Here is a 21,422-nt window from a genome sequence, read left to right as displayed (position 1 = left end):
CCCGTTCAGACTACAATTGATCCACTGGATCAATCGCTTAACGTCGTCACCTCGTCAGGGCCATAACCTGAAGGTCAGAGGCTCAAATCCTACTCCCGCAGCCACTTTTAAAGAACAAGCCGCCGCAAGGCGGCTTTTGTCGTTCTGGACCAACCCAATCATCGCTGCCAGGGCACCCTCCAACTCAATCTGCACGCCATCCCGTTCATGTTGGATCGTAACACGTTCGATCAAGCCCCGGATAATCTCCAAGGCCCCCGTGCGGATCGCCGGGTCTGATAGTGCCTGTGCCAGATCGGCGACCTTTGAGCGATAGAGTTCCGACAGGTTCGGGTGTAGGCGCACCGGTGAGGGCACAGGCTCGGAGAGCTTTGCGTCAAGCTCGGCGATCTGCGCTTCGAGTTCTTCGAGCCGCGTTTGAAGCCCTGGGGTGCGAATGCCTTCTGCAATCGCGTCATAAAAACCACTCAGTTTGCGCGCCGCTTTGTCCCGCTCGGATTGCAGGCGGGTCCGGGTTGTCTCCACTGCGCCTGCTTCTGCGTTAGCGGCTTCGCTGAAGGATTTGACAAATGTGGCCACAGCGTCGGGCTGCATCAGACGTCGGCGCAGCAAATCCAACACGGCGTCTTCCAGTATATGGCGGCGAATGGATTGCCTGTGCGTGCAGGTACCGAGCTTGCGGGCAGCAGAGCAGGCGAGGTAGTCGCGCCCGACTGTCGCGAGCGGCCCTCCGCAGGTGCCGCAGAATGCAAGACCGGTCAGATGAGGCTGCTCAATTTGCTGAAACTTGTTTTGATGCCCACACAAAGGGCAGAACGGACCACGGCTCCCATAGTAGGCGCACATGTCTCACTATAAAATTTTGCTTGTCCTCCTTGACGGATCACTGCGCCAAATGCTGCCATGGGCAGGCATTCAGCTGGCCTGGGAGGCTTCAATGAGATTTTTTCTGACATCGACAGCAATTGTTTCTGTCGCATTATGTGCGACCTCTTCCAAAGCTCAGGAGTCCGCGCAAGGTGGGCAGGTCGGGGAGATGACCATATCGGTAGACGATATGCGCGAACCCGCTCCCGCAGATTTCTCGCCTTATGCCGGGCGCGACTTTCCGACTCGTCCCCTGTGGGGCGATACCCACCTGCACACGTCCAATTCGCTGGATGCGCGTGGATTTGGGGTCATCCTGAGCCCGGATGACGCTTATCGATTTGCACGGGGTGAGGAGGTCACGACATCACACGGCCTCCGCGTACAACTGTCGCGTCCGCTCGACTGGCTTGTTGTTTCCGATCATTCGGATGCCATGGGGGCAATGAATGAAATCATTGCGGGAAACTCAACGCTGATGCGTGATCCAACGCTTCGAGATTGGAGCGAACGACTTAATGCAGGTGGAGACGTTGCTCTCGGTGCGACTATGGAGGTCATTGAGACATTTGCCGGGATTACCGGGGAAGCCCTTCCCGAGGCTGTGTCGGATCGCAGGTTCGTGCAGTCCGTTTGGGACGAGTTCACGCAAACCGCCGATCATCACGATGACCCCGGTACGTTTACTGCGTTCATCGGATACGAATGGACATCCACCGAAGCCGGCAACAACCTCCATCGCAACGTGATTTACCGTGATGATGCCATTCGCGCACGGCAAATGCTGCCCTTCACGACCGCAGAAACCTTTAATCCGGAAAAGCTGTGGGACTGGATGGAAACATATGAAATGGAAACCGGCGGTCGTGTTCTGGCCCTTGCCCACAACGGCAACGTTTCCAACGGCCTTATGTTTCCTGTCGAGACCAATCCGGAAACGGGTGAGCCTTTGACGGCGGACTACGCTGAACGGCGCGCGAAATGGGAGCCAATGTACGAGATCACCCAGATCAAGGGTGATGGGGAAACCCATCCGTTCCTAAGCCCGAACGATGAATTCGCGGACTATGAAACCTGGGATAAATCCAATCTTGGCCCGACGCCCAAAGAAGATTGGATGCTTCAGTACGAATATGCCCGCGAGGCTCTGAAGAACGGTCTCAAGCTGGAAGCGCAACTTGGCACCAATCCGTACAAATTCGGTGTTGTGGGTTCGACCGACAGCCATACCGCGTTGGCGACGGCGGAAGAGGACAACTTCTTTGGCAAGCACTCAGGCGTCGAGCCGGAGCCCGGTCGATGGCAGCATGTCGTAGGTGAATTTGACGCGTTGAGGATCCTCGGCTGGGAAATGGCAGCCTCTGGCTACGCGGCGGTTTGGGCCGAAGACAACACGCGCGAAGCCATATTCGACGCCATGGAGCGAAAAGAAGTTTATGGAACAACCGGTAGCCGCATAACGGTTCGTTTCTTTGGTGGCTGGGACTTCACAGAGGAGGACGCGCGATCACGTCTGCCTGCCGAAATAGGATATGACAAAGGCGTTCCCATGGGCGGCGACCTCTCTGAAGTGCCCGAGGGCGCGGATGCACCGACATTCCTTATTGCTGCTCTCAAGGACCCGTATTCCGGCAATCTCGACCGTGTTCAAGTTGTGAAGGGTTGGGTAAATGCCAACGGCGACACGGAAGAGCAGGTGTATGACGTGGCGTGGTCGGGAGACAGGCAACCGGATGCCGATGGCAATCTACCCGCAGTGGGTAACACCGTGGATGTCGCAACGGGTACGTTCACCAACTCAATCGGTTCTCCGGAGCTGTTGACGGTTTGGAAGGATCCCGACTTCGATCCTTCATTGCGGGCATTCTACTACGTTCGTGTTCTGGAAATTCCGACGCCCAGGTGGACAGTTTACGATGCCGTTCGGTTCGGGGACGAACTGCCCGCAGATGTGCCTACCTCAACACAGGAGCGCGCGTACACTTCGCCAATCTGGTATACTCCAGAAGGCTGAGATGTCCGGCAACCGAGGTTGACTGTGACCGAAGTCCCTTAGCTTCCAAGGCAGCGTCACAAAGCGAAATCCGTCCTTTCAGGCGGTTACTTGGGGCTCGAAGTTGATTGTGGATTGAGCTGCTTTCGGCCAAGACGGTCAGACACAAAGACCGGAGGTGCGAGAAAGGCTCAATCAGCCTCTCTCGGTGGATTGTATCGCGTGTAGGAATAAGTCCAATGCCACCAACCTCGAACTTCGTCAGGTTTCGTATTCAGAGCGTTGCGGAGGCCAGCGAATGGGTATTCGCGGACGGTTTTTCGAAAGTCAGCCGTATTCGTCGAAAGCGCGCTTTCGAATCGTCGAACTTCTTTCAACCAGGTCTGCCTCTAACCTTTCAGGCTCAGGTCTCTCCTGAGTGGAAATCCAACGCGCCAATGCGATCGCTGCCCTTTCACCCATTGTTGAAACTGGAAGATGAACTGTTGTGATGGAAGGTACAGCCACGGCAGAGCTTGGCAGGTCATCCAGGCCCATTAAAGACACCTCGTCCGGGACACTGATGCCGTTGGATTGAAGACCAAACAAAACCCCTAGTGCCACAACGTCCGACAGACACAGGATCGCATCTGGTTTGACCGACCTGTTGACGATGCGTGCAGTAGCCTCGGCGCCGCCCCGGAGGTTTATTTCGGTTTCAACTGTCGTTATCTCGCCATCCCAATTCAGCTCGTGCAGCCCGGAAAGTCGGGCCTGTGTTCGGTCATTGTTGTGAACAGGGCCGTGAATAACTGCAATCCGCCGGTGTCCAAGCTTAATCAGATGCCGTAGGGCCAATTGTGCCGCGGCCTTGTTATCGTATCCAATCGTTGGAAAAGGGTTGGAGACGTCAAAGTATGATGTGACGATCGTGGGGATTCTTGTGCGCTCGATCAGGTCGTGAAATTCAGCGGCGTGTGTTGCGCCAGTAATGATCAGCCCTTCAGCCCCGATATCAACCAGCCCCTTCGCCTTTTCGGCTTCAACCTCCAGGTCTGACTCAGTTGTGGCTACGATCAGTGAAAGCCCATCTTGGGACAGTCTGCGTTCGAGCGCAGCAAGAAACCGAGCGAAAATGGCATTGTCCAACGTTGGTACCAGCGCACCCACGAAACGGGTCCGACCAGAGTTGATTGCTCTGGCGGCCGCGCTGGGGACGAATCGAAGATCCGCAATTGCTTTCTGAACTTTCTCCAGAGTTTCCTTTTTCACAACACCCGGTTCGTTCAGCACCCGGGATACGGTTGCGACCGATACGCCCGCTGCTTTCGCAACATCTCTGAGATTTGTGCGTTTTTTCAACGTCGGGTCTTTTTGTGTCACGTGGTATCGCGCCTATTTTTTCTACCTTCAACGAAAGTGTTGACATATGTAACTAGTTTCATCAACCTCTGTAACTAGTTTCATAAATGAGAATCCTACGGCAACATGCATGGTTCAGCTGTCCTACACGAGTTCACGAATGCCGGGTTTGTTAGCCCGGGACGCAGATTCCCGGGCTTTCCGAAGGCCTCGGGTGTCCGAGAATATGTGCTGGCGCCACGCGACGCGCACCGTGTTGAAGCCGCCGAGGGCGACCTGCTGTCATTTGAGGCGACATCGCAGGGTTATCCGCTGGACATTGTTGCGTTTGCCGATGGGAGGCCTGCACTTGCTCGACTGAAACTGCAAGCGAACGGAGCGGTTGATCAGGGTGCATTCAACAGCGACCCTTATACGGGTTGGATTGGTACAAATGGCGGAGATCCAAGGCAGGAAGTCGCGTGTTTCAGGCTAATGGCCTCATCAGAACCGCTGGTGTTGCGTGTCGAAAAACGCGTGACAGTTTGGTTGATCAGGCCAGCGCTCATTTCTGGCTTGGTTGAGGGAACCGATACCGGATGCGTTACGGTCTCCCATCAATGTGCAGCCTCAAACCAGCCTCAGCTGCCGCCACTTCTGGGAGATGTCCGGGACGAGTTTACTGTACCGAGAGGAACGGCGCTGGCTTACGAATTGAAAGCGGGCGAATTCGTTCAGATCATCGACGTGGAAGGGCAGCAATGCTCGGACTTCATGGTGCTTCGTTCCGATGAGCTGGAACATGGAGTCGAATGGATGATCGACTCGACGGCGACGCGATCAATGGTGCGACGCGCTTATCCTGGCCCGGGGTTGCTGGACAAGTTCTACGATCGTGAGATGCGACCACTTCTCAATGTGGTGCAGGACACCTGTGGGCGCCACGACACTTTCGGTCTGGCCTGCACCGCCCGAGGTTATGAAGAGCGCGGCTTTCCCGGCCACGTGAACTGTTCCGATAACATGTCCAATGCGCTGGCGCCTTACGGTGTCGCGCGTCGTTCGGCCTGGCCGCGATCAATTTTTTCTGGAACACATGGGTTGATCCGGCGACGCATCACATTCTGACCGAGGAGTCCTATTCCCGCCCCGGTGACTATGTCGCCATGCGCGCAATGGAGGACCTAGTGTGCGTTTCGACCGCTTGCCCGGACGACATTGACCCGATCAATGGCTGGAACCCGACAGATGTGCACGTCCGCATCTACCGCCCAGAAACGCCGATCCGCCGTGCGGTTGCCTATCGTGAAAAGGAAGATGCCCCGATGTCGATCAGTCAGGAATCCGCATTTCATGATCGGCTGGCCCCGTTGACCCAACAATTCGTGCCTGCACGTGATCTATGGGCACCAGTCAGCTTTCCGGCGCACGGCACCTTGGGTGAATACTGGGCCTGTCGTGAGGCCGTGACAGTTCAGGACATGAGCGGGTTGCGCAAATTCGATATTGTTGGCCCGGACGCCGAGAAACTGCTGCAGCAGGCAACAACTCGCAACGTGGCGAAGCTGCCGGTCTGGCGTGGGTCTTACACGTTGATGTGTGACGAAGGCGGCTCGGTTATCGATGACGGCACGCTTTTCCGTCTTGCGCCCGAAATCTTCCGTTGGTGCTGCGGATCCGAGGAAAGTGGTCGTTCGCTACAGGCATTGGCGACGGATATGGGCCTGCAGGTTCGGGTGCACGCGATGCGGAACGCGATGCCAAACCTTGCCATTCAGGGGCCAAAATCCCGCGATTTACTGCGCAAGATCGCCTTCACTCAGCCACACGTGCCTTCGCTGGACCACCTGAAGTGGTTCGGGGTCACAATTGCCCGGCTCAATGATCGCGATGGTGCGCCATTCATGCTCTCACGCTCGGGTTATACCGGGGAACTGGGTTACGAAGTCTTCTGTTCCAAGACCGACGCGCTAGCGATCTGGGATGCGGTGATGGAGGCGGGTGAAGAGTTTGGGATCACACCCATGGGCTCGGCTGCGCTGGACATCATCCGGATCGAAGCCGGATTGGCCGCGGCAAATGCCGAGTTTGCGCCAGGCGTCGACGCGTTCGAGGCCGGTTTGGACTTCGCGGTCGATCTGAACAAGGCGAGCTTTACGGGCAAATCTGCGCTTGAGCGAAACGCGCGAGAGCCGCGCCGCGTGCTCAAGGGATTGTTGATCGGGTGCGATGATGTGCCTGCTCATGGCGCTTCGGTCTTTGCTGGCGAACGGCAGGTGGGCGTGGTCACTTCGGCCATCCGATCACCGATGCTTGAACACGCGATCGCCATGGCGCGGCTGTCGGTTGAGCATGCCGAGAACGGCACGCAACTTGAAATTGGGCAACTCGACGGGCGGATGAAACGCCTGGGGGCAACGGTATCGGACATTCCATTCATAGACCCGCAACGCAAGCGGGCGCGCGTCTGATGGCGCATCCAACACAACGCAACGGGAGAATTTGATATGAAGAAACTGACAACACTCACGGCAACACTGGCTTTCGCCTTGGGTGCTACTTCAGCGTTGGCGCAAGACAAGGTCATGGTGGGCGAACCCAGCTGGCCCGGTGCCAAAATCATGAGCCGCGTCATCGGGCAGGTTATCGAAACGCGTTTGGGCGGAGAGGTGGGCTATGCGCCGGGCGCCAACGCCGTGATTTTTGCCGCAATGGATGGCGGGCGAGGGGACATTGATGTGCACCCCGATGTCTGGTTGCCGAACCAGTCTTCCTTCACCGATGAATACGTCGACCAGAAAGGCACCGTCGCGCTGTCTTCAGGCAGCTACGAGGGTCGGGCGGGGATTTGTGTTCCCAACTACATGGTCGATGATCACAGCATCAAATCGATCTATGATCTGGCCACACCTATGGCCCAGGAATTGTTCGACTCTGACGGCGATGGCATGGGCGAAGTTTGGGTTGGCGCGTCGGGCTGGGCCTCAACCAACACCTTTAAGGTGCGTGTGCGCGACTATGGTATCGAAACGTTCCTGACTCCGACAACCGAAGATGAGACGGTGTTCTATTCCCGTCTCAAGGATCAAATCGACCAGAAAAAAGGCGCCGCTTTCTACTGCTACGCGCCGCATTATGTGCACGCGCTGTATGATGTGACAATCCTTGAAGAGCCCGCACACGACGCGGCCACATACAAGATGGTTCAGCCGGATCAGGACGCGGATTGGTACAACAAATCGCATGTCAGCACAGGCGAGCCTGTGAAAACCGTGACGGTTGCCCACTCCAAATCTCTGGAGCAGCGCAATCCGGCCGCCGCTTCTTTTCTGAGCAACATCAACATGAATGCCGATCAACTCAGCGGCCTAACCTACGAAGTTGTCGTTAAAGGGCGCGAAACGGATGAAGTTGTGGCCGAATGGATCGCCGCGAACGGCGATACCGTCGACGGCTGGCTGGGCCTGAAAACCAACTGATACCCAGCGCCCCCGGCCAGGTTGTCGGGGGCACATTCTGAAAGCTAGACCAAGGTGGGGCCAGTATGACAGCGGATATCGCAATCGATGCGCGCGGCGTGTGGAAAGTGTTCGGAGCACGCGCGCGGGACGCACTGAAGGCCATTCACAGTGAAGGGTTGAGCAAGGCCGAGGTGCTGGAGCAGTTCAACTGCGTTGTCGGCGTCGCTGATGCCAGCTTTGAGATCGAGCGCGGCGAGCTGTTTTGCGTCATGGGCCTGTCCGGGTCCGGTAAATCGACCCTTGTGCGCCACGTGAACCGTCTACTGGAACCTACCGACGGCCATATCTACCTGGACGGCGATGACGTGATGGGCCTGAACGACGACGGACTTCGCGATTTGCGGAACCGCCGCGTCGCCATGGTGTTCCAGAACTTTGGCCTGATGCCCCACCGCACGGTGCGCGATAACGTGGCCATGCCTCTGGAAATTCGCGGCACCGGCAAGGCGCGCCGCTGGGAAGAGGCAGATCGCGTTCTCGAACTGGTAGAGCTCAATGGCTGGGAAGACAAATACGCACATGAGTTGTCCGGTGGCATGCAGCAGCGTGTCGGCCTTGCCCGGGCGATCGCTGCAGACCCCGAAATCCTGCTGATGGACGAACCATTCTCGGCCCTCGATCCGCTGATCAGGAAGCAATTGCAAGACCAGTTCATGGAACTCAGCCACAAGCTCAATAAGACCACGATGTTTATCACCCATGACCTTGATGAGGCGATCCGTATCGGCCACCGCATCGCGATCATGAAGGATGGGCGCATCGTTCAGATCGGCACGCCGGAAGAAATCATCCTCAATCCCGCCGACGATTACGTCGCCGATTTCGTCGCCGGGATTTCCAAGCTCAACATGATCTTTGCGCACTCGGTGATGAAACCGGTCGACGAATTCGAGGCCCATCACGGCGAAGTTCCCAATGACGCCAAAGAGGCCCATCCCGACATGGATCTGTCCGACCTGATGAACCTTTGTGTCGAAGGGCACGGAGTGGTCGCAGTCACCCAAGACGGCAAGACCGTGGGCGTGATCAACCGCGCAGCGCTTATCCGCGCCATTCAGAACAGTCAGGCCTAAGGGGACAACGATGAAACACGTTGATGCACAGCAGGTCAAACCCGAAACTGCCGACCATCTGGAAGGTTTGATCGCTGATTTTGTCGGGCAAAGCCAAGCATATTATCAAAAGACCTTTGCCTATATGATGCAGGCGCCGGGTTATCGGTTCACCTTGAACAAGGCTGCCGCCGTTCTCGGCCCGATCTGGTTCGGCGCGCGAGGCCTCTGGTCCTGGTTCCTGGGCTTTCTGGTGCTTGAAACACTGGCTTACATTCAGGTCGGCTTGGGTCTATTCGGTGATCTGGGGCGGGAGTTTCGCGAACGGGCCGATCAGATCGAACAAACTCTGGCGCTGCGTCGACAGCAGATCGAGGCGGCGGAACAATCCGGCGCTGCGTCGCTGGATTCCCTAAAACGCGCGGCAGAGTCGCTGGAAGGCGCCCTGGCCGGAGCGCAGGAAGCCGCACAGAGCGCTGACTCTACCGGTATCACCTATCTGGCGGTCGGGCTTTTCCTGCTGCTGGCGGTCAAACTCCTCGCGGCGTCGTTGGCCAACTGGACGCTGGAAGGTCAGTTCGCGCGCTGGCGATCGGATTCCAGCGTGGCTCATGGATGGTCCGTGACCCGGATGGTCGTCGCGTCCGTGCTGACCCTGGTTGTCGTTGTTCTCTCTGCCATCAAGTTTGCGCAACCTGATGCGCTGTCTGTTCTAAAGACCTTTCCGACAAACCGGGATTGGCGGCTCAACGTGGGTGACGGCGTACAGGCCGTATTCGAGTGGACCAAAACAGCCGGACGCGGTTTCTTCGATGGGCTGACCTACGGAATGCGCACCCTTCTGGACTGGATCGAAGTGGTTCTGGTCGACACCCCTTGGCCGGTCGTGGGGCTGGTCATAATCATGCTGGCTTATCTTTCCGCTGGCCCGCGCGTGGCAATTTTCACCGGCGCGGCATTGGCTTATCTCGGCCTGCTGGATTTCTGGGAGAAGGCGATGACCACTATTGCCCTGCTGGGGGCCGCTGCGCTGATCTCGATCACGCTGGGTATTCCGCTTGGCATTTACTGTGCACGCCGCCCCCGCGCGTTTGCCATCGTGCGGCCAATCCTGGACTTCATGCAATCGATGCCGTCCTTCGTGTATCTGATCCCAGTTGTCGCCTTCATCGGGTCCGGCAAACCTGCCGGAGTCGTTGCGACAATGATCTTTGGAAGCCCACCGGTGATCCGCTTTACCGTTCTGGGTCTGCAGCAAGTGCCGGACACCGTGCGCGAGGCTGCCCTCGCATTTGGCGCAACGCCGCGCTATCTGCTGTGGAAAGTAGATCTGCCGCTGGCGCACAAGACCATCATGGCTGGCGTCAACCAGACCATACTTATGTCACTTGCCATGGTCGTTGTTGCATCACTGATTGGTGCGAAAGGCCTGGGCGAAGATGTGCTGGAGGCTCTGCAATATGCTGCCGCTGGGCAAGGCATACTGGCGGGTCTGGCAATCCTCTTCTGTGCTCTCATTCTGGACCGCATTGTGGCAGGCAAGAAATGACCACGGCTTTCCGGTAGCACCGGTTTGGCTGCTTCCAGTTTTCGGATCTGGTGGTTCGGCATGTAGGAACAGTGATCGGTTCAGGCATTCACGGCAAGATGCTTGGTCAAGTGAAAACGGACCGGTCACCTATGAGCGGCAAAATATTGATTTGTCGTTGATGTTTTCTGTTATTCGTCAAAACCAAAAGCCGTGAAATCCCTCTAAGTACCGCGTGCGCCAGCTTGACGTCGCGGGGCAGACCAGGGTGTGATAGAGTATACTCAGGTTAAAAAATCTGCTGTTACTTATGTTTAGATGCCAAACTCATCAATTCCGTCGCGGCTTGCGGATGGTTCTTTGCTTTTTCTGGGGCCTGGTACTTTGCCTGAGTATTGCGACATCAGCCGAGGCAAAGCGCGTGGCGCTTGTAATCGGCAACGCACAGTATGACCATGTTTCGGACATTCCCAACTCGGCCAATGACGCCAGGGACGTAGCCGCCGCGCTTGGGCGGATCGGGTTTGTTGTCACCCAAAAATACAACCTCGATTACCGAGACAAGCGGCTTACCCTTCGGGATTTTTCCGAGGAAACAGACGCAGATATGGTGCTGGTCTACTTTGCGGGCCACGGAATCGAAATCGACAATACAAACTATCTGATACCCACAAACGCGGAACTCAGAAGTGACAAGGATGTAGAGTTCGAGGCCATCCGGTTGGAGACAATGCTGAATTCAGTTTCAACGGCCAAAGGCTTGAAACTGGTTCTTGTGGACGCCTGCCGGAACAACCCGTTCGTGTCGCAAATGGTCCGAACCACGGCGACCCGGTCGATTGGCCGGGGATTGGGGCGTATCGACCCGGGCGGCGTGCTTGTCGGGTATTCCGCGCGCAGTGGGACGCTGGCATTGGATGGCGTGGGCCGCAACAGCCCTTACGCGCAGGCTTTGCTGGAGCATATCGAAGTGCCCGGTCTGGAATTGGGAAAGCTCTTCCGCAAAGTGCGGGACACAGTTTTTGACCTGACCGAGGGCTATCAGGAGCCGTTCACCTATGGCTCACTGCCCGGGCGCGACATCTTCCTTGTCCCCGCAGCAGTCAAGGCTCCTAAAGCCGAATTAGAGCAAAGCTCTGCGACCACAGAGCCCCTCCCTGCTGACGAGCGCGAAGACGCGGCTCAACGCGTCCTGCGCGAAGCACTGAAGCTGGAAGATGACAGTGTGAAAAACGGCGCATTGGAAATGATCGCGCAACTCTACCCGAACACGAGGGCCGGACAGTACGCTGGCGAGGTCGCTGGCGCGATTGGCAATCAGGCTCAGCCAAAAACGAAGGCCTCGGATGACCAAAGGAATGCAGGCGACCTGTCCTTGATGTCGAAGAATACAGCCGACCAGGGGGTTCGGGAGAATGCGCTACAAGACATGGCGCCGGAAACCGAAACTGCGTTGAACTTAAGCCGAAGCGACTATCGAAGTATTCAGCGCGGTCTGAATGCTCTGGGCTATTCCGCCGGACCAGTTGACGGGATATTCGGTGCGCGGTCTCGCACGGCCTTGCGTCGCTTTCAGGGGCAAAGCGGTTCAGAGGGAACCGGATACCTGACCGAGAAAAGCTATGCTGTTCTGAAAAACATCGCGAAACCCGAACCGCCACTTTATAGCAATGTGCAGCCTGACAGCCGCGTATCAGTGGCGTTGCCAAGTTCCCGTGCCGAGGCGTCCAGCCCGCTATATGGGGATTATGTCATCGATATCAGCCGGCGGGCGAACCCTAACGGCAAGGACGCAGGATCAGGTACAAAGCTGGTCTTGCGATTACACTTCCGCAAGTCCGCCCACGGGTTTCAGTTGATCAGTGCTCAGGAATTCGCCAAGGGCGGAGCGTCGCGGTCCAAGAGCTATAGCGCATCGCTTTCTGATAGCGGTCAATTGCGCGTGTCCGGCCGCACGAATTACTTGTTCAAGAGTTCGATTGTTGTCGGATTCTCGATAAGTCAGAATCTGCCGCCAGATTTTTCGGCGGGAAGATCGCTGAGCAGTACACAGGGCCGATTTGACAAAAACTGGTTTGTGGACGTCAGGATTACGAAAAGATAACGCTCATCATGGCTGGTCGACTTTATTGGCCTGCACTGTCGGAAGACGTATGCAACCGCAGTTGATACGCGGACGGGAAGGCTTTGGTGCGCCCGCTATGACCAGATTTGTTAATCCCAACGGTAATTGAAGCTGACGCTGATCCGTTCGTCCTCGGCCATGTTCATCGGAACCTCATGGCGCAGCCAGCTTTCCCACAGCAACACGTCCCCCACCTTCGGCTTTACATAGATGAACGGCTGCAAGTCGCGCCGACCACCCTTGAGGCGCGTGGGGGCGGCCATCATGCGGCCGGACCGAGGGTCTTCTAGTTTCAGCGCGCTGGCGCCTTCTGGCATCGCGACGTAAGTTGTGCCTGAGATCACGCTGTGAGGGTGCAGGTGGCTGGAATGCATCCCGCCTTCGGGCAGGATGTTGATCCAGAGGTCTTCCAGCTTCAGTTCGCCCTCGCCCAGATCGAACTCCAGATCCTTGGCAAACGCGGCCACATGGCTGTCCAAAACCTTGACCAGATCGGCAAATATTGGGAACCGCCATGGCAGATCGGTCAGGGAGGCGTAGCTGGTATAACCGGGATAGCCGTTTTCCTCACACCAGTCCTGTCCGGCCTCATCATCCTCGGCGATGACCAAGCAGGAATTTTCCAGCTCTTCCGGATCGATCTTCGGATCGAATTCAGAAAGGGCAGCGCGGTAGAGGCGGGTGACGAAGAGTGAAACAATCTGTGGCATGGGCCGGGCATAACCCAGCCCTTGCAGCAAGGCCAGTTAATGTTTCCAGGGTTACGTCTTAAGGGGCCCTTTGCCACAGCGCGGGATAGGGCGGCCACCATCCGCATAGGCAAGGCACAATACCATCTCGTCCGGTTTCGGCGCATCTGCTACATTCAGTGTCATCGTGTCGAAATGATCGAATGACCACGGGTTGTCCTTGTGTCCCAGCGGCAGATCGATCGCGCAACCTGGTGCACCCAGTTTTACATTTGATGGGATCACAGCCTCGCCCCCGCCAGCCGCCGCGCGCATTGGGGCACCTAGCTTGGGGTGAATCACAGCCCCGCCTTGTTCGAGATCTCCGTTCATACCGACGATGGCCGCCTTGCCGTATGAAACCGGATCTCCGTCCAGCTGCCCAATTGCTTCGGCAGCCAGATCGGCACCAAGCGCTCCGCCGATCTCGAACAAGTCCGATAAGTCTTCTTTAAACTTGCCTGCCAGTGGATTTTGAAAGACGGCCATAGCTGCCACGCGAACGATGGGTGGGCATGGCTGGCCCAGTTGATCTGTGGTGATCACTTCTTTGATAAGCACTTTCTTCCGCAACTGAACCATGGGAACCTCCGGCTAACTGACTGACAGCCTAGGGGTGCCTTCGTATTTCGTCGAATCCAATCACGCGACCGCGAATGCAGTGCATCGTTGAAACAGAAAACCCCCGCCGGTGTCCCGGCGGGGGTCTTTTCAGTCACGAACGGGGTTGCCCCCAATCGCTTACCAGTCTTCGCGAACCACGACGCGGGTCTTGATCGGCAGCTTCATCGCGGCCAGGCGCAGGGCCTCGCGGGCGATGTCGTCATTGACGCCGTCGATCTCGAACATCACGCGACCGGGCTTGACCTTGCAAACCCAACGGTCGACGGAACCCTTACCTTTACCCATACGAACTTCGATCGGCTTTGCAGTGACCGGAGTGTCGGGGAAAATGCGGATCCAGACACGACCCTGACGCTTCATGTGACGCGTCATGGCACGACGTGCAGCTTCGATCTGGCGTGCAGTTACACGCTCAGGCTCGATGGCTTTCAGGCCGTAAGTGCCAAAGTTCAGATCAGAGCCGCCCTTGGCTTCGCCCTTGATCCGGCCTTTGTGCATCTTGCGGAATTTTGTACGCTTTGGTTGAAGCATATCTTTCCCTCCTTAGCGACGACCGCCACCAGCACCACGAGGTGCAGGGCCGTCCTGGAGTTCCTGTGCTTTACGGTCACGTGCCTGCGGATCGTGCTCCATGATCTCCCCTTTGAAGATCCAGACCTTGATCCCGATGATCCCGTAGGGGGTCATCGCTTCGGCATGTGCGTAATCGATGTCGGCACGCAGGGTGTGCAGAGGCACGCGGCCTTCGCGGTACCACTCGGTCCGTGCGATTTCGGCGCCGCCCAGACGACCAGCGACGTTCACCCGGATACCCAGGGCGCCCATGCGCATGGCGTTCTGAACCGACCGCTTCATCGCGCGACGGAACGAAACACGACGCTCCAGCTGCTGAGCGATGGACTCGGCAACCAGCTGCGCGTCAAGCTCGGGCTTGCGCACTTCGACGATGTTCAGGTGCAGTTCGCTGTCGGTCATACGAGCAAGCTTTTTGCGCAGAACTTCGATGTCTGCACCTTTCTTGCCGATGATGACACCAGGACGTGCTGTGTGGATCGTAACGCGGCACTTCTTGTGCGGACGTTCGATGATCACACGGGCAACACCGGCCTGCTTGCACTCTTTGTTGATGAACTCACGGATCTTGAGGTCTTCCAGCAGAAGATCACCGTAGTCCTTGGTGTCGGCGTACCAGCGGCTGTCCCAGGTGCGGTTGACCTGCAGGCGCATGCCGATCGGATTTACTTTATGACCCATTAGGCTTGCTCCTCAACTTGACGCACCTTGATGGTGATCTCCGAGAACGGCTTCATGATCTTGCCGAAACGGCCACGGGCACGCGGACGACCGCGCTTCATGACCAGGTTCTTGCCAACCCATGCTTCGGCGACGATCAGTTCGTCAACGTCTAGGTTGTGGTTGTTTTCGGCATTCGCGATTGCGGACTGCAGGCACTTCTTGACATCCTGCGCGACGCGCTTGTTCGAGAAAGTCAGGTCGGTCAGAGCCTTCTCAACTTTCTTGCCGCGGATCATTTGCGCAACCAGGTTCAGTTTCTGCGGGCTGGTGCGAAGCATGCGCGTTTTCGCCATTGCTTCGTTTTCAGCCACGCGGCGGGGGTTCTTTTCCTTGCCCATGACTTACTTCCGCTTCGCTTTTTTGTCTGCGGCGTGGCCATAATAGGTACGGGTCGGCGAGTATTCACCGAACTTCTGACCGATCATGTCTTCCGAGACGTTGACGGGGATATGCTTCTGGCCGTTGTACACACCAAAGGTCAGACCCACGAACTGGGGCAGAATGGTGGAACGACGCGACCAGATCTTGATGACTTCGTTGCGGCCCGACTCGCGCGCTGCTTCGGCTTTTTTCAGCACGTAAGCATCGACGAAAGGACCCTTCCAAACAGAGCGAGACATAGATTAACGTCCCTTCTTCTTGGCGTGCCGCGAGCGGATGATCAGCTTCTGGGACGCTTTGTTCTTGTTGCGGGTACGCTTACCCTTGGTGTCCTTACCCCACGGTGTAACCGGCGTACGGCCACCCGAGGTACGACCTTCACCACCACCGTGCGGGTGATCGATCGGGTTCATTGCAACACCACGAACCGACGGACGAACGCCTTTGTGGCGCATACGACCGGCTTTACCGAGGTTCTGGTTCGAGTTGTCGGGGTTGGACACGGCACCAACGGTGGCCATGCATTCCTGACGGACCATGCGCAGCTCGCCCGAGCTCAGACGGATCTGAGCGTAGCCGCCATCGCGACCAACGAACTGAGCGTAAGTACCGGCCGCACGTGCGATCTGACCGCCTTTGCCAGGCTTCATCTCGATGTTGTGGACGATGGTACCAATGGGCATGCCCGAGAACGGCATTGCGTTGCCCGGCTTGATGTCAGCTTTTGCCGACGCGATGACTTTGTCACCAACAGCCAGACGCTGCGGAGCCAGGATATATGCCTGCTCGCCGTCTTCGTATTTTACCAGTGCGATGAATGCGGTCCGGTTCGGGTCATATTCGATCCGCTCGACGGTTGCCGCGACATCAAATTTGTTCCGTTTGAAGTCAACGATCCGGTAGAGACGCTTTGCGCCACCGCCGCGGCGGCGTGAAGTGATCCGTCCGGTGTTGTTCCGGCCGCCCGATTTGGTCAAACCCTCTGTAAGAGACTTGACCGGACGTCCTTTCCAAAGCTCCGAACGGTCGATCAGCACCAGCCCGCGCTGGCCCGGCGTCGTCGGCTTGTACGACTTAAGTGCCATGCTTTCTGTCTTCCGTTTAGCAAGTGCAGGGGGTTTCCCTGCTATGTGATAGGCCCCCGTAGGTGCCAAGGGTGTAGGGCCCCGAAGGTCCCCGGTTACAAATATCAGAGGCCCCGGAACGAATCCGAGGCCGTAAGATTGGGTGCATGTAGCAGTGTTGGGGGTAGGTGTCTATAGGGCCCTGCTGATTTTCTGGCACTCGAATTCGGAACCAACTCAGCAGTCAGGGGGCACAGTAAAAACGACGCGGTTGTTTCGCGAGACCAACAATCTCTCGTTATGGATGAATGTCGCGTGCCGTACAACTTGAAGCTAGGACAACCGCGATCCAATTGACGTCCAGCGAAAGGTCGCGCTCGGCCAGCCAGGCCTGCTGCAAACCATAGGCGACCTGTTCCTTGGCGGCCTCACAGTAATAATGCTCACCCTCCTGACGATGATGAATAAGTTCGTGCAGCAGGACAGAAATGTCCTGCGGGTCTTCTGCGCTCCAAGGAAGGACCAGCGTTATCCTCCTCGTTTCAGGATCATAGATCCCGCGGGGCGTGCCGCCAATCATCGAAGCCATCTCACTCGGTTCAGCCAAATCCTTGGTATCAGCAAAAAAGATGCTTGCTGGTGAAGGCGCCCTTGGGAGGTCCGTGGCGGTATCTATCCAGCGGTGAAGCTCTTCCGTCAAATCGTCTGGAACCGTCGGGGTCTCTGCCGCAACCGCGTAGGAAAAGGCAAAAAGAAACTGTGCGGCCACGGCGAGCGTGACACGTCTGAGGAACAGCATTGTTCCCTCCTTCCGACAGATGAGGAATTGCCCCGAGCCTAGTCGACAGGTATTATTGACCGCAAAAGATCGTTTTTCATTGCTTGATGAGGGAAATTCACGCGTGAAGAAACGGCAATTACCCCCGTTCTCGGCCGTGAAAGCATTTGAGGCCGCAGCCCGGCATCTGAGCTTCAAAGATGCTGCGGACGAACTTTGCTTAAGCCCTTCAGCAATTTCGCACCAAATCCGCGCATTGGAGGATTATCTCGCAACTGCTCTTTTTCGCCGGGAAGGTAACAGGATCAGTTTGACCGGCACCGGTCGAGACTACGCAGGCCGGCTGACGCAATTGCTGGACAACCTCGAAGACGGCACCAGCGCGGCGAAGGCTGACGCACATGGTCAAACATTGCGGGTCTTGTCCACTCCGGGATTTGCCGCCCGATGGCTTGTGCCACGGATGGGGCGATTTGAGCACACGAAAGCGGTCAGGCTGCGCATTGCCGAGGGCGCGCCCTCAACAGATTTTGCAACCAACGATGCCGATGTCGTAATCAAGTGGCGCGATGACCCCGAGGTAGGTGTCGATGTCGTGCCATTCCTGAACTCGGCGCGCTACCCGGTCGCTTCACCATCGCTGTTGGAACGCGAAAACATCTCTCATCCAAGGGACCTGTTGCGCTTGACGCTGTTTCGTGACGAAGTTGACGACCAGTGGGCTGAATGGTTCCGTGCCGCAGGCGTTGTTGCCGAGCTTCCGCATGGTGACCCGATTTATCCAAACTGCGAATATGCTTCCACTGCGGCAGAGGCTGGTCTGGGTGTATCGCTTGCCTATGAAGCCGTCATAGGCAGTTCGGTCAACGATGGTCGCCTCGTACGATTGTTCGAGGCCACAACGATTCCATTCACCATCTATGCAATCGCAACGCAACAGGAAAAGCGCGACGACCCACTCGTCAACAGTTTCCGCGAATGGCTGCTCTCTGAGGCCAGGGAAAACGTCGCAAGATCACAACCGATCGAAGCTGCTGAGTAAGAATCCGAGCTCAAGACTTTTTCATTTATTCAGCGTTTTGCCCCATTGTGCAAATTCACAAAATGACTGCAGCTCTGCAAACTTCCCGTAAACCAGAAAACAATACCCCCGCTTTGGCGGGGGCTTTCACCTCTCTCCAAAAACCGGTTCGATCAGAGACCGGAGGGCACGACGATGGTGTTACCTATTTCCAGGGTCACACAGGCTATCTTAAGTCTTTCCGCTTGCCCAACTGTCCGCGGTAACTACCGCTCACCCATACAGCGCCCGCGCCTCGGCAAAGGACAACAGGCGACGGCTCTTTTCATCCCACAAATGCAAACGCGCGTTGGCGAGGCTCTCACGGATGGTCATCCGGTTGCTATTTGCCAGTTCATCATGGTCGCGCAGCACTTCGGTCAGACGGTAGAACGGGATGCGGCTGTACAGGTGGTGGACGTGGTGGATGCCAATATTGGCCGTGAACCACTGCAATATGGATGGCAGGATGTAATGCGAACTTCCGTGCAGGGCGGCCTCGTGCAATTGCCAGTCCTTGTCGGGATCCCATTGCGTCTCTTCAAACTGGTGCTGAACGTAAAAAAGCCAAACGCCGGCCGCAGCGGCAACCAGCGTTGACGGCAGAAAGATCAGCACCATCGGCATCAGGCCACCAAAATAGTAGATCGCCCCCAGCACGGTCAGAATGGCAAGGTTTGTCACCATCGCGCTGACCCAGAATTTCGGAATTCCTGTCAGGCCTAGCGGCAGGCGGTTCTGCAACAGGAACAGATAGCCGGGACCAAAGCCAAACAGGGTGATCGGATGACGATACACGCGGTACCAAAACTGGCTCATCGGCTTCAGTGCGCGGTATTCGTCCACCGTCAGCGTATGGACGTCGCCCATCCCGCGCTTGTCCAGATTACCGGAAGAGTTGTGATGCGTGGAATGCGTACGACGCCAGACGTCATAGGGCGTCAGGGTCAGCACACCGATCCCCCGCCCGACCCAGTCACTGACCGTCCGGTTCGTGAAAAACGCCCCGTGCCCACAATCATGCTGTATGGCAAACAGGCGTAGCAGGAACGCCGCATTTATAACCGAGATTGCAAAAGCCAGCCAATAGCTGACCGACAAAGACGCCCACGCCAACGCCCAAAGCGCGATGAAAGGGATTATGGTGGCTCCAAGCTCGAACCAACTGCGCGGCTGGCTCGGTTCCCGATATTTTGCCAGTGTCGACACCCAATCCCGCGCAACGGTCATATCCGGGTTGTCCCGGGTCGAGAAAGAGGATTGGGTCATGCGCCTGCCATATCTTTTGTTTGTTGCATCCCAGATAGACGACCCTACAGGCATAGCAATCCATTTCTTGTCGAGACGCTGGGTTTGGCGCTCAATTTTTGGTGTCGCCACCTAAAGAAAAACCCCCGCTTTCGCGGGGGTCTTATTGGTTTGTCCAAAGACAGTTCCGATCAGAGACCGGTAGAGATATCGATGGTGTTGCCCTCTTCCAGGGTCACGTATGCTTTCTTGACGTCTTTCCGACGGCCCAGCTGGCCGCGGAACCGCTTGACCTTGCCTTTGGTCACGGTGGTGTTCACCGCCTTGACCTTCACACCAAACAGCGCCTCGACGGCCTCTTTGATCTGCGGCTTGTTGCTGTCGATCGCCACTTCAAAGACAACCGCGCCGTTTTCGGACGCCATGGTCGACTTTTCGGTGATGACCGGCTTGCGGATCACGTCGTAGTGTTCTGCCTTCGCGCTCATTTCAGACGAGCCTCCAGTGCTTCGACAGCCGCTTTGGTGAGCACCAGGGTGTCACGCTTGAGGATGTCATAAACGTTTGCACCCATCGACGGCAGGATATCCAGACCTTCGATGTTGCGCGACGCCTTCAGGAAACCTTCGTTCACGGTCGCGCCGTCGATGACCAGAGCGCGTTTCCAGCCCAGGTTTGCAACCTGTTTGGCCAGAGCGGCGGTCTTGCCTTCGGCTTCGGCGTTCTCGATCACAACCAGTTCACCTGCCTTGGCTTTGGCCGACAGAGCGTGGCGCAGGCCAAGCTTGCGGAACTTCTTCGGCAGGTCGTGGCCGTGCGAACGAGGGGTCGGGCCCTTGTAGATACCACCCTTGCGGAAGATCGGCGCGTTACGGTCACCATGGCGTGCGCCACCGGTGCCCTTCTGGCGATAGATCTTCTTGGTCGAGTAGCTGGTTTCCGAGCGGGTCTTCACCTTGTGGGTGCCGGCCTGCGCGTTGTTGCGCTGCCAACGGACCACACGGTGCAGGATGTCCGCGCGCGGCTCGAGACCGAACAGATCGGCGTTCAGCTCGATGTCGCCGGCTTTGCCGCCGTCCAGTTTGATTACATCAAGTTTCATGCTTCACCACCTTCCGCGGGAGCTTCTTCCGCAGGTGCTTCGGTTGCAGCCGATTTCACAGCAGCCGGGAAAGGCAGGCCTTCCGGTGCTTTCTTCTTGACGGCGTCCTTGACGGTGACCCAGCCCGATTTCGGTCCGGGAACGGCGCCTTTGATGAAGACCAGACCACGGTCGGCGTCGGTTTTGACGACTTCCAGGTTCTGGGTGGTTACACGGGCAGCACCCATGTGACCGGCCATCTTCTTGCCTTTGAACACCTTGCCCGGGTCCTGACACTGACCGGTCGAACCGTGCGAACGGTGGCTGATCGAAACACCGTGCGAGGCGCGCAGACCACCGAAGTTGTGGCGCTTCATCGCACCGGCAAAGCCTTTACCGATCGAGGTACCCGAAACGTCAACCTTCTGACCTGCCAGGAAGTGTTCTGCCGAAATTTCGGCACCCACTTCGATCAGGCCATCTTCAGAGACGCGGAACTCGGCCAGCTTGCGCTTGGGCTCGACCTTGGCAGCGGCATAGTGACCGCGCATGGCTTTCGAGGTGCGTTTTGCCTTGGCAGCACCTGCGCCCAGCTGAACGGCGGTGTAGCCGTCTTTGTCAGCGGTACGCTGTGCAACGACCTGCAGGTTGTCCAGGTGAAGAACGGTCACAGGGATCTGCTTGCCGTCTTCCATGAACAGGCGGGTCATGCCAACTTTTTTTGCGATAATACCAGAGCGCATTCTCATACCCTCC

At 57.1% G+C, this 21,422-nt stretch carries 22 protein-coding genes; 8 read left to right on the top strand and 14 right to left on the bottom strand.

Translation table 11 applies throughout. The features are described 5' to 3' along the window. Positions 1 to 54: 54 nt before the first annotated feature. Complete coding sequence (locus AC2FIR_RS13625; protein WP_496762518.1) at positions 55 to 846, bottom strand: recombinase zinc ribbon domain-containing protein; 792 nt, start codon at positions 844 to 846, stop codon at positions 55 to 57. Between the two features lie 91 nt (positions 847 to 937). Between AC2FIR_RS13625 and AC2FIR_RS13620 the strand changes: the two genes are divergently transcribed. Continuing rightward, positions 938 to 2,881: a DUF3604 domain-containing protein gene (locus tag AC2FIR_RS13620; protein WP_170615785.1), complete on the top strand. Its 1,944-nt coding sequence runs from the start codon at positions 938 to 940 to the stop codon at positions 2,879 to 2,881. Between the two features lie 306 nt (positions 2,882 to 3,187). On the opposite strand, the gene AC2FIR_RS13615 is transcribed toward AC2FIR_RS13620, so the two are convergent. Then, positions 3,188 to 4,222 (bottom strand): LacI family DNA-binding transcriptional regulator, encoded by a 1,035-nt coding sequence (locus AC2FIR_RS13615; RefSeq protein WP_496762515.1) that lies wholly within the window; start codon positions 4,220 to 4,222, stop codon positions 3,188 to 3,190. A gap of 207 nt (positions 4,223 to 4,429) precedes the next feature. Between AC2FIR_RS13615 and AC2FIR_RS13610 the strand changes: the two genes are divergently transcribed. The 6 genes from AC2FIR_RS13610 (at position 4,430) to AC2FIR_RS13585 (ending at position 12,385) form a co-directional block, all read left to right on the top strand. Beyond that, a complete protein-coding gene (locus AC2FIR_RS13610; protein WP_496762512.1) occupies positions 4,430 to 5,308 on the top strand; it encodes a DUF1989 domain-containing protein in 879 nt (292 codons plus the stop codon). Between the two features lie 47 nt (positions 5,309 to 5,355). After that, on the top strand, positions 5,356 to 6,651 hold the full coding sequence (locus AC2FIR_RS13605) for an aminomethyl transferase family protein (protein ID WP_496762509.1): 1,296 nt from the start codon (positions 5,356 to 5,358) through the stop codon (positions 6,649 to 6,651). 36 nt (positions 6,652 to 6,687) lie between these two features. After that, on the top strand, positions 6,688 to 7,659 hold the full coding sequence (locus tag AC2FIR_RS13600) for an ABC transporter substrate-binding protein (RefSeq protein ID WP_170615789.1): 972 nt from the start codon (positions 6,688 to 6,690) through the stop codon (positions 7,657 to 7,659). 65 nt (positions 7,660 to 7,724) lie between these two features. After that, a complete protein-coding gene (locus AC2FIR_RS13595; RefSeq protein WP_496746563.1) occupies positions 7,725 to 8,774 on the top strand; it encodes a quaternary amine ABC transporter ATP-binding protein in 1,050 nt (349 codons plus the stop codon). A 10-nt stretch (positions 8,775 to 8,784) separates the two neighbouring features. Beyond that, complete coding sequence (locus tag AC2FIR_RS13590) at positions 8,785 to 10,302, top strand: ABC transporter permease (protein ID WP_496746565.1); 1,518 nt, start codon at positions 8,785 to 8,787, stop codon at positions 10,300 to 10,302. A gap of 400 nt (positions 10,303 to 10,702) precedes the next feature. Beyond that, entirely contained in the window at positions 10,703 to 12,385 is a 1,683-nt protein-coding gene (locus AC2FIR_RS13585) for a caspase family protein (RefSeq protein ID WP_496746567.1), read from the top strand. A gap of 110 nt (positions 12,386 to 12,495) precedes the next feature. Here AC2FIR_RS13585 and AC2FIR_RS13580 read toward each other — a convergent pair whose 3' ends face one another. From AC2FIR_RS13580 to AC2FIR_RS13545, 8 genes are all read right to left on the bottom strand, one after another. Then, complete coding sequence (locus AC2FIR_RS13580; protein WP_496746569.1) at positions 12,496 to 13,116, bottom strand: 2OG-Fe(II) oxygenase family protein; 621 nt, start codon at positions 13,114 to 13,116, stop codon at positions 12,496 to 12,498. A gap of 51 nt (positions 13,117 to 13,167) precedes the next feature. Continuing rightward, a complete protein-coding gene (locus tag AC2FIR_RS13575) occupies positions 13,168 to 13,716 on the bottom strand; it encodes an amino acid synthesis family protein (RefSeq protein ID WP_496746571.1) in 549 nt (182 codons plus the stop codon). A gap of 159 nt (positions 13,717 to 13,875) precedes the next feature. Then, positions 13,876 to 14,289, bottom strand: a complete 414-nt coding sequence (gene rplP / locus AC2FIR_RS13570; protein WP_170615802.1) for a 50S ribosomal protein L16 — start codon at positions 14,287 to 14,289, stop codon at positions 13,876 to 13,878. Between the two features lie 12 nt (positions 14,290 to 14,301). Beyond that, positions 14,302 to 15,012, bottom strand: a complete 711-nt coding sequence (gene rpsC / locus AC2FIR_RS13565) for a 30S ribosomal protein S3 (protein ID WP_008758042.1) — start codon at positions 15,010 to 15,012, stop codon at positions 14,302 to 14,304. Next, positions 15,012 to 15,392: a 50S ribosomal protein L22 gene (rplV, locus tag AC2FIR_RS13560; protein ID WP_039538267.1), complete on the bottom strand. Its 381-nt coding sequence runs from the start codon at positions 15,390 to 15,392 to the stop codon at positions 15,012 to 15,014. The genes rpsC and rplV overlap by 1 nt, the downstream gene beginning before the upstream one ends. A gap of 3 nt (positions 15,393 to 15,395) precedes the next feature. Next, on the bottom strand, positions 15,396 to 15,674 hold the full coding sequence (rpsS, locus tag AC2FIR_RS13555) for a 30S ribosomal protein S19 (RefSeq protein WP_005980699.1): 279 nt from the start codon (positions 15,672 to 15,674) through the stop codon (positions 15,396 to 15,398). Positions 15,675 to 15,677: 3 nt separating this feature from the next. Continuing rightward, the gene (rplB, locus tag AC2FIR_RS13550) at positions 15,678 to 16,520 is read right to left on the bottom strand and encodes a 50S ribosomal protein L2 (protein WP_170356688.1); all 843 of its coding nucleotides are present in this window, start codon (positions 16,518 to 16,520) and stop codon (positions 15,678 to 15,680) included. 277 nt (positions 16,521 to 16,797) lie between these two features. Then, a complete protein-coding gene (locus AC2FIR_RS13545; protein WP_496746573.1) occupies positions 16,798 to 17,298 on the bottom strand; it encodes a DUF6647 family protein in 501 nt (166 codons plus the stop codon). Positions 17,299 to 17,401: 103 nt separating this feature from the next. Here AC2FIR_RS13545 and AC2FIR_RS13540 point away from each other — a divergent pair, with 103 nt between their 5' ends. Then, positions 17,402 to 18,319, top strand: coding sequence for a LysR substrate-binding domain-containing protein (locus AC2FIR_RS13540; RefSeq protein ID WP_496746575.1), 918 nt, complete (start codon positions 17,402 to 17,404; stop codon positions 18,317 to 18,319). A gap of 252 nt (positions 18,320 to 18,571) precedes the next feature. On the opposite strand, the gene AC2FIR_RS13535 is transcribed toward AC2FIR_RS13540, so the two are convergent. The 4 genes from AC2FIR_RS13535 to rplC all read right to left on the bottom strand — a co-directional run bounded on the left by AC2FIR_RS13535 (position 18,572) and on the right by rplC (position 21,409). Beyond that, complete coding sequence (locus AC2FIR_RS13535; protein ID WP_170615808.1) at positions 18,572 to 19,606, bottom strand: fatty acid desaturase; 1,035 nt, start codon at positions 19,604 to 19,606, stop codon at positions 18,572 to 18,574. A gap of 170 nt (positions 19,607 to 19,776) precedes the next feature. After that, positions 19,777 to 20,073 carry a 50S ribosomal protein L23 gene (locus tag AC2FIR_RS13530; RefSeq protein ID WP_170615810.1) on the bottom strand — a complete coding sequence of 99 codons (297 nt, stop codon included), beginning with the start codon at positions 20,071 to 20,073 and terminating at the stop codon, positions 19,777 to 19,779. Continuing rightward, positions 20,070 to 20,687: a 50S ribosomal protein L4 gene (rplD, locus tag AC2FIR_RS13525; RefSeq protein WP_155148664.1), complete on the bottom strand. Its 618-nt coding sequence runs from the start codon at positions 20,685 to 20,687 to the stop codon at positions 20,070 to 20,072. Before rplD ends, AC2FIR_RS13530 begins: the two co-directional genes overlap by 4 nt. Continuing rightward, positions 20,684 to 21,409, bottom strand: coding sequence for a 50S ribosomal protein L3 (gene rplC, locus AC2FIR_RS13520; protein ID WP_170682218.1), 726 nt, complete (start codon positions 21,407 to 21,409; stop codon positions 20,684 to 20,686). Before rplC ends, rplD begins: the two co-directional genes overlap by 4 nt. Positions 21,410 to 21,422 lie beyond the last annotated feature (13 nt).

The organism is Ruegeria sp. CDSB136 (assembly GCF_059610965.1).
Note: the sequence above shows the minus strand (reverse complement) of the source record. Positions and strands in the feature narration are given on the sequence as shown.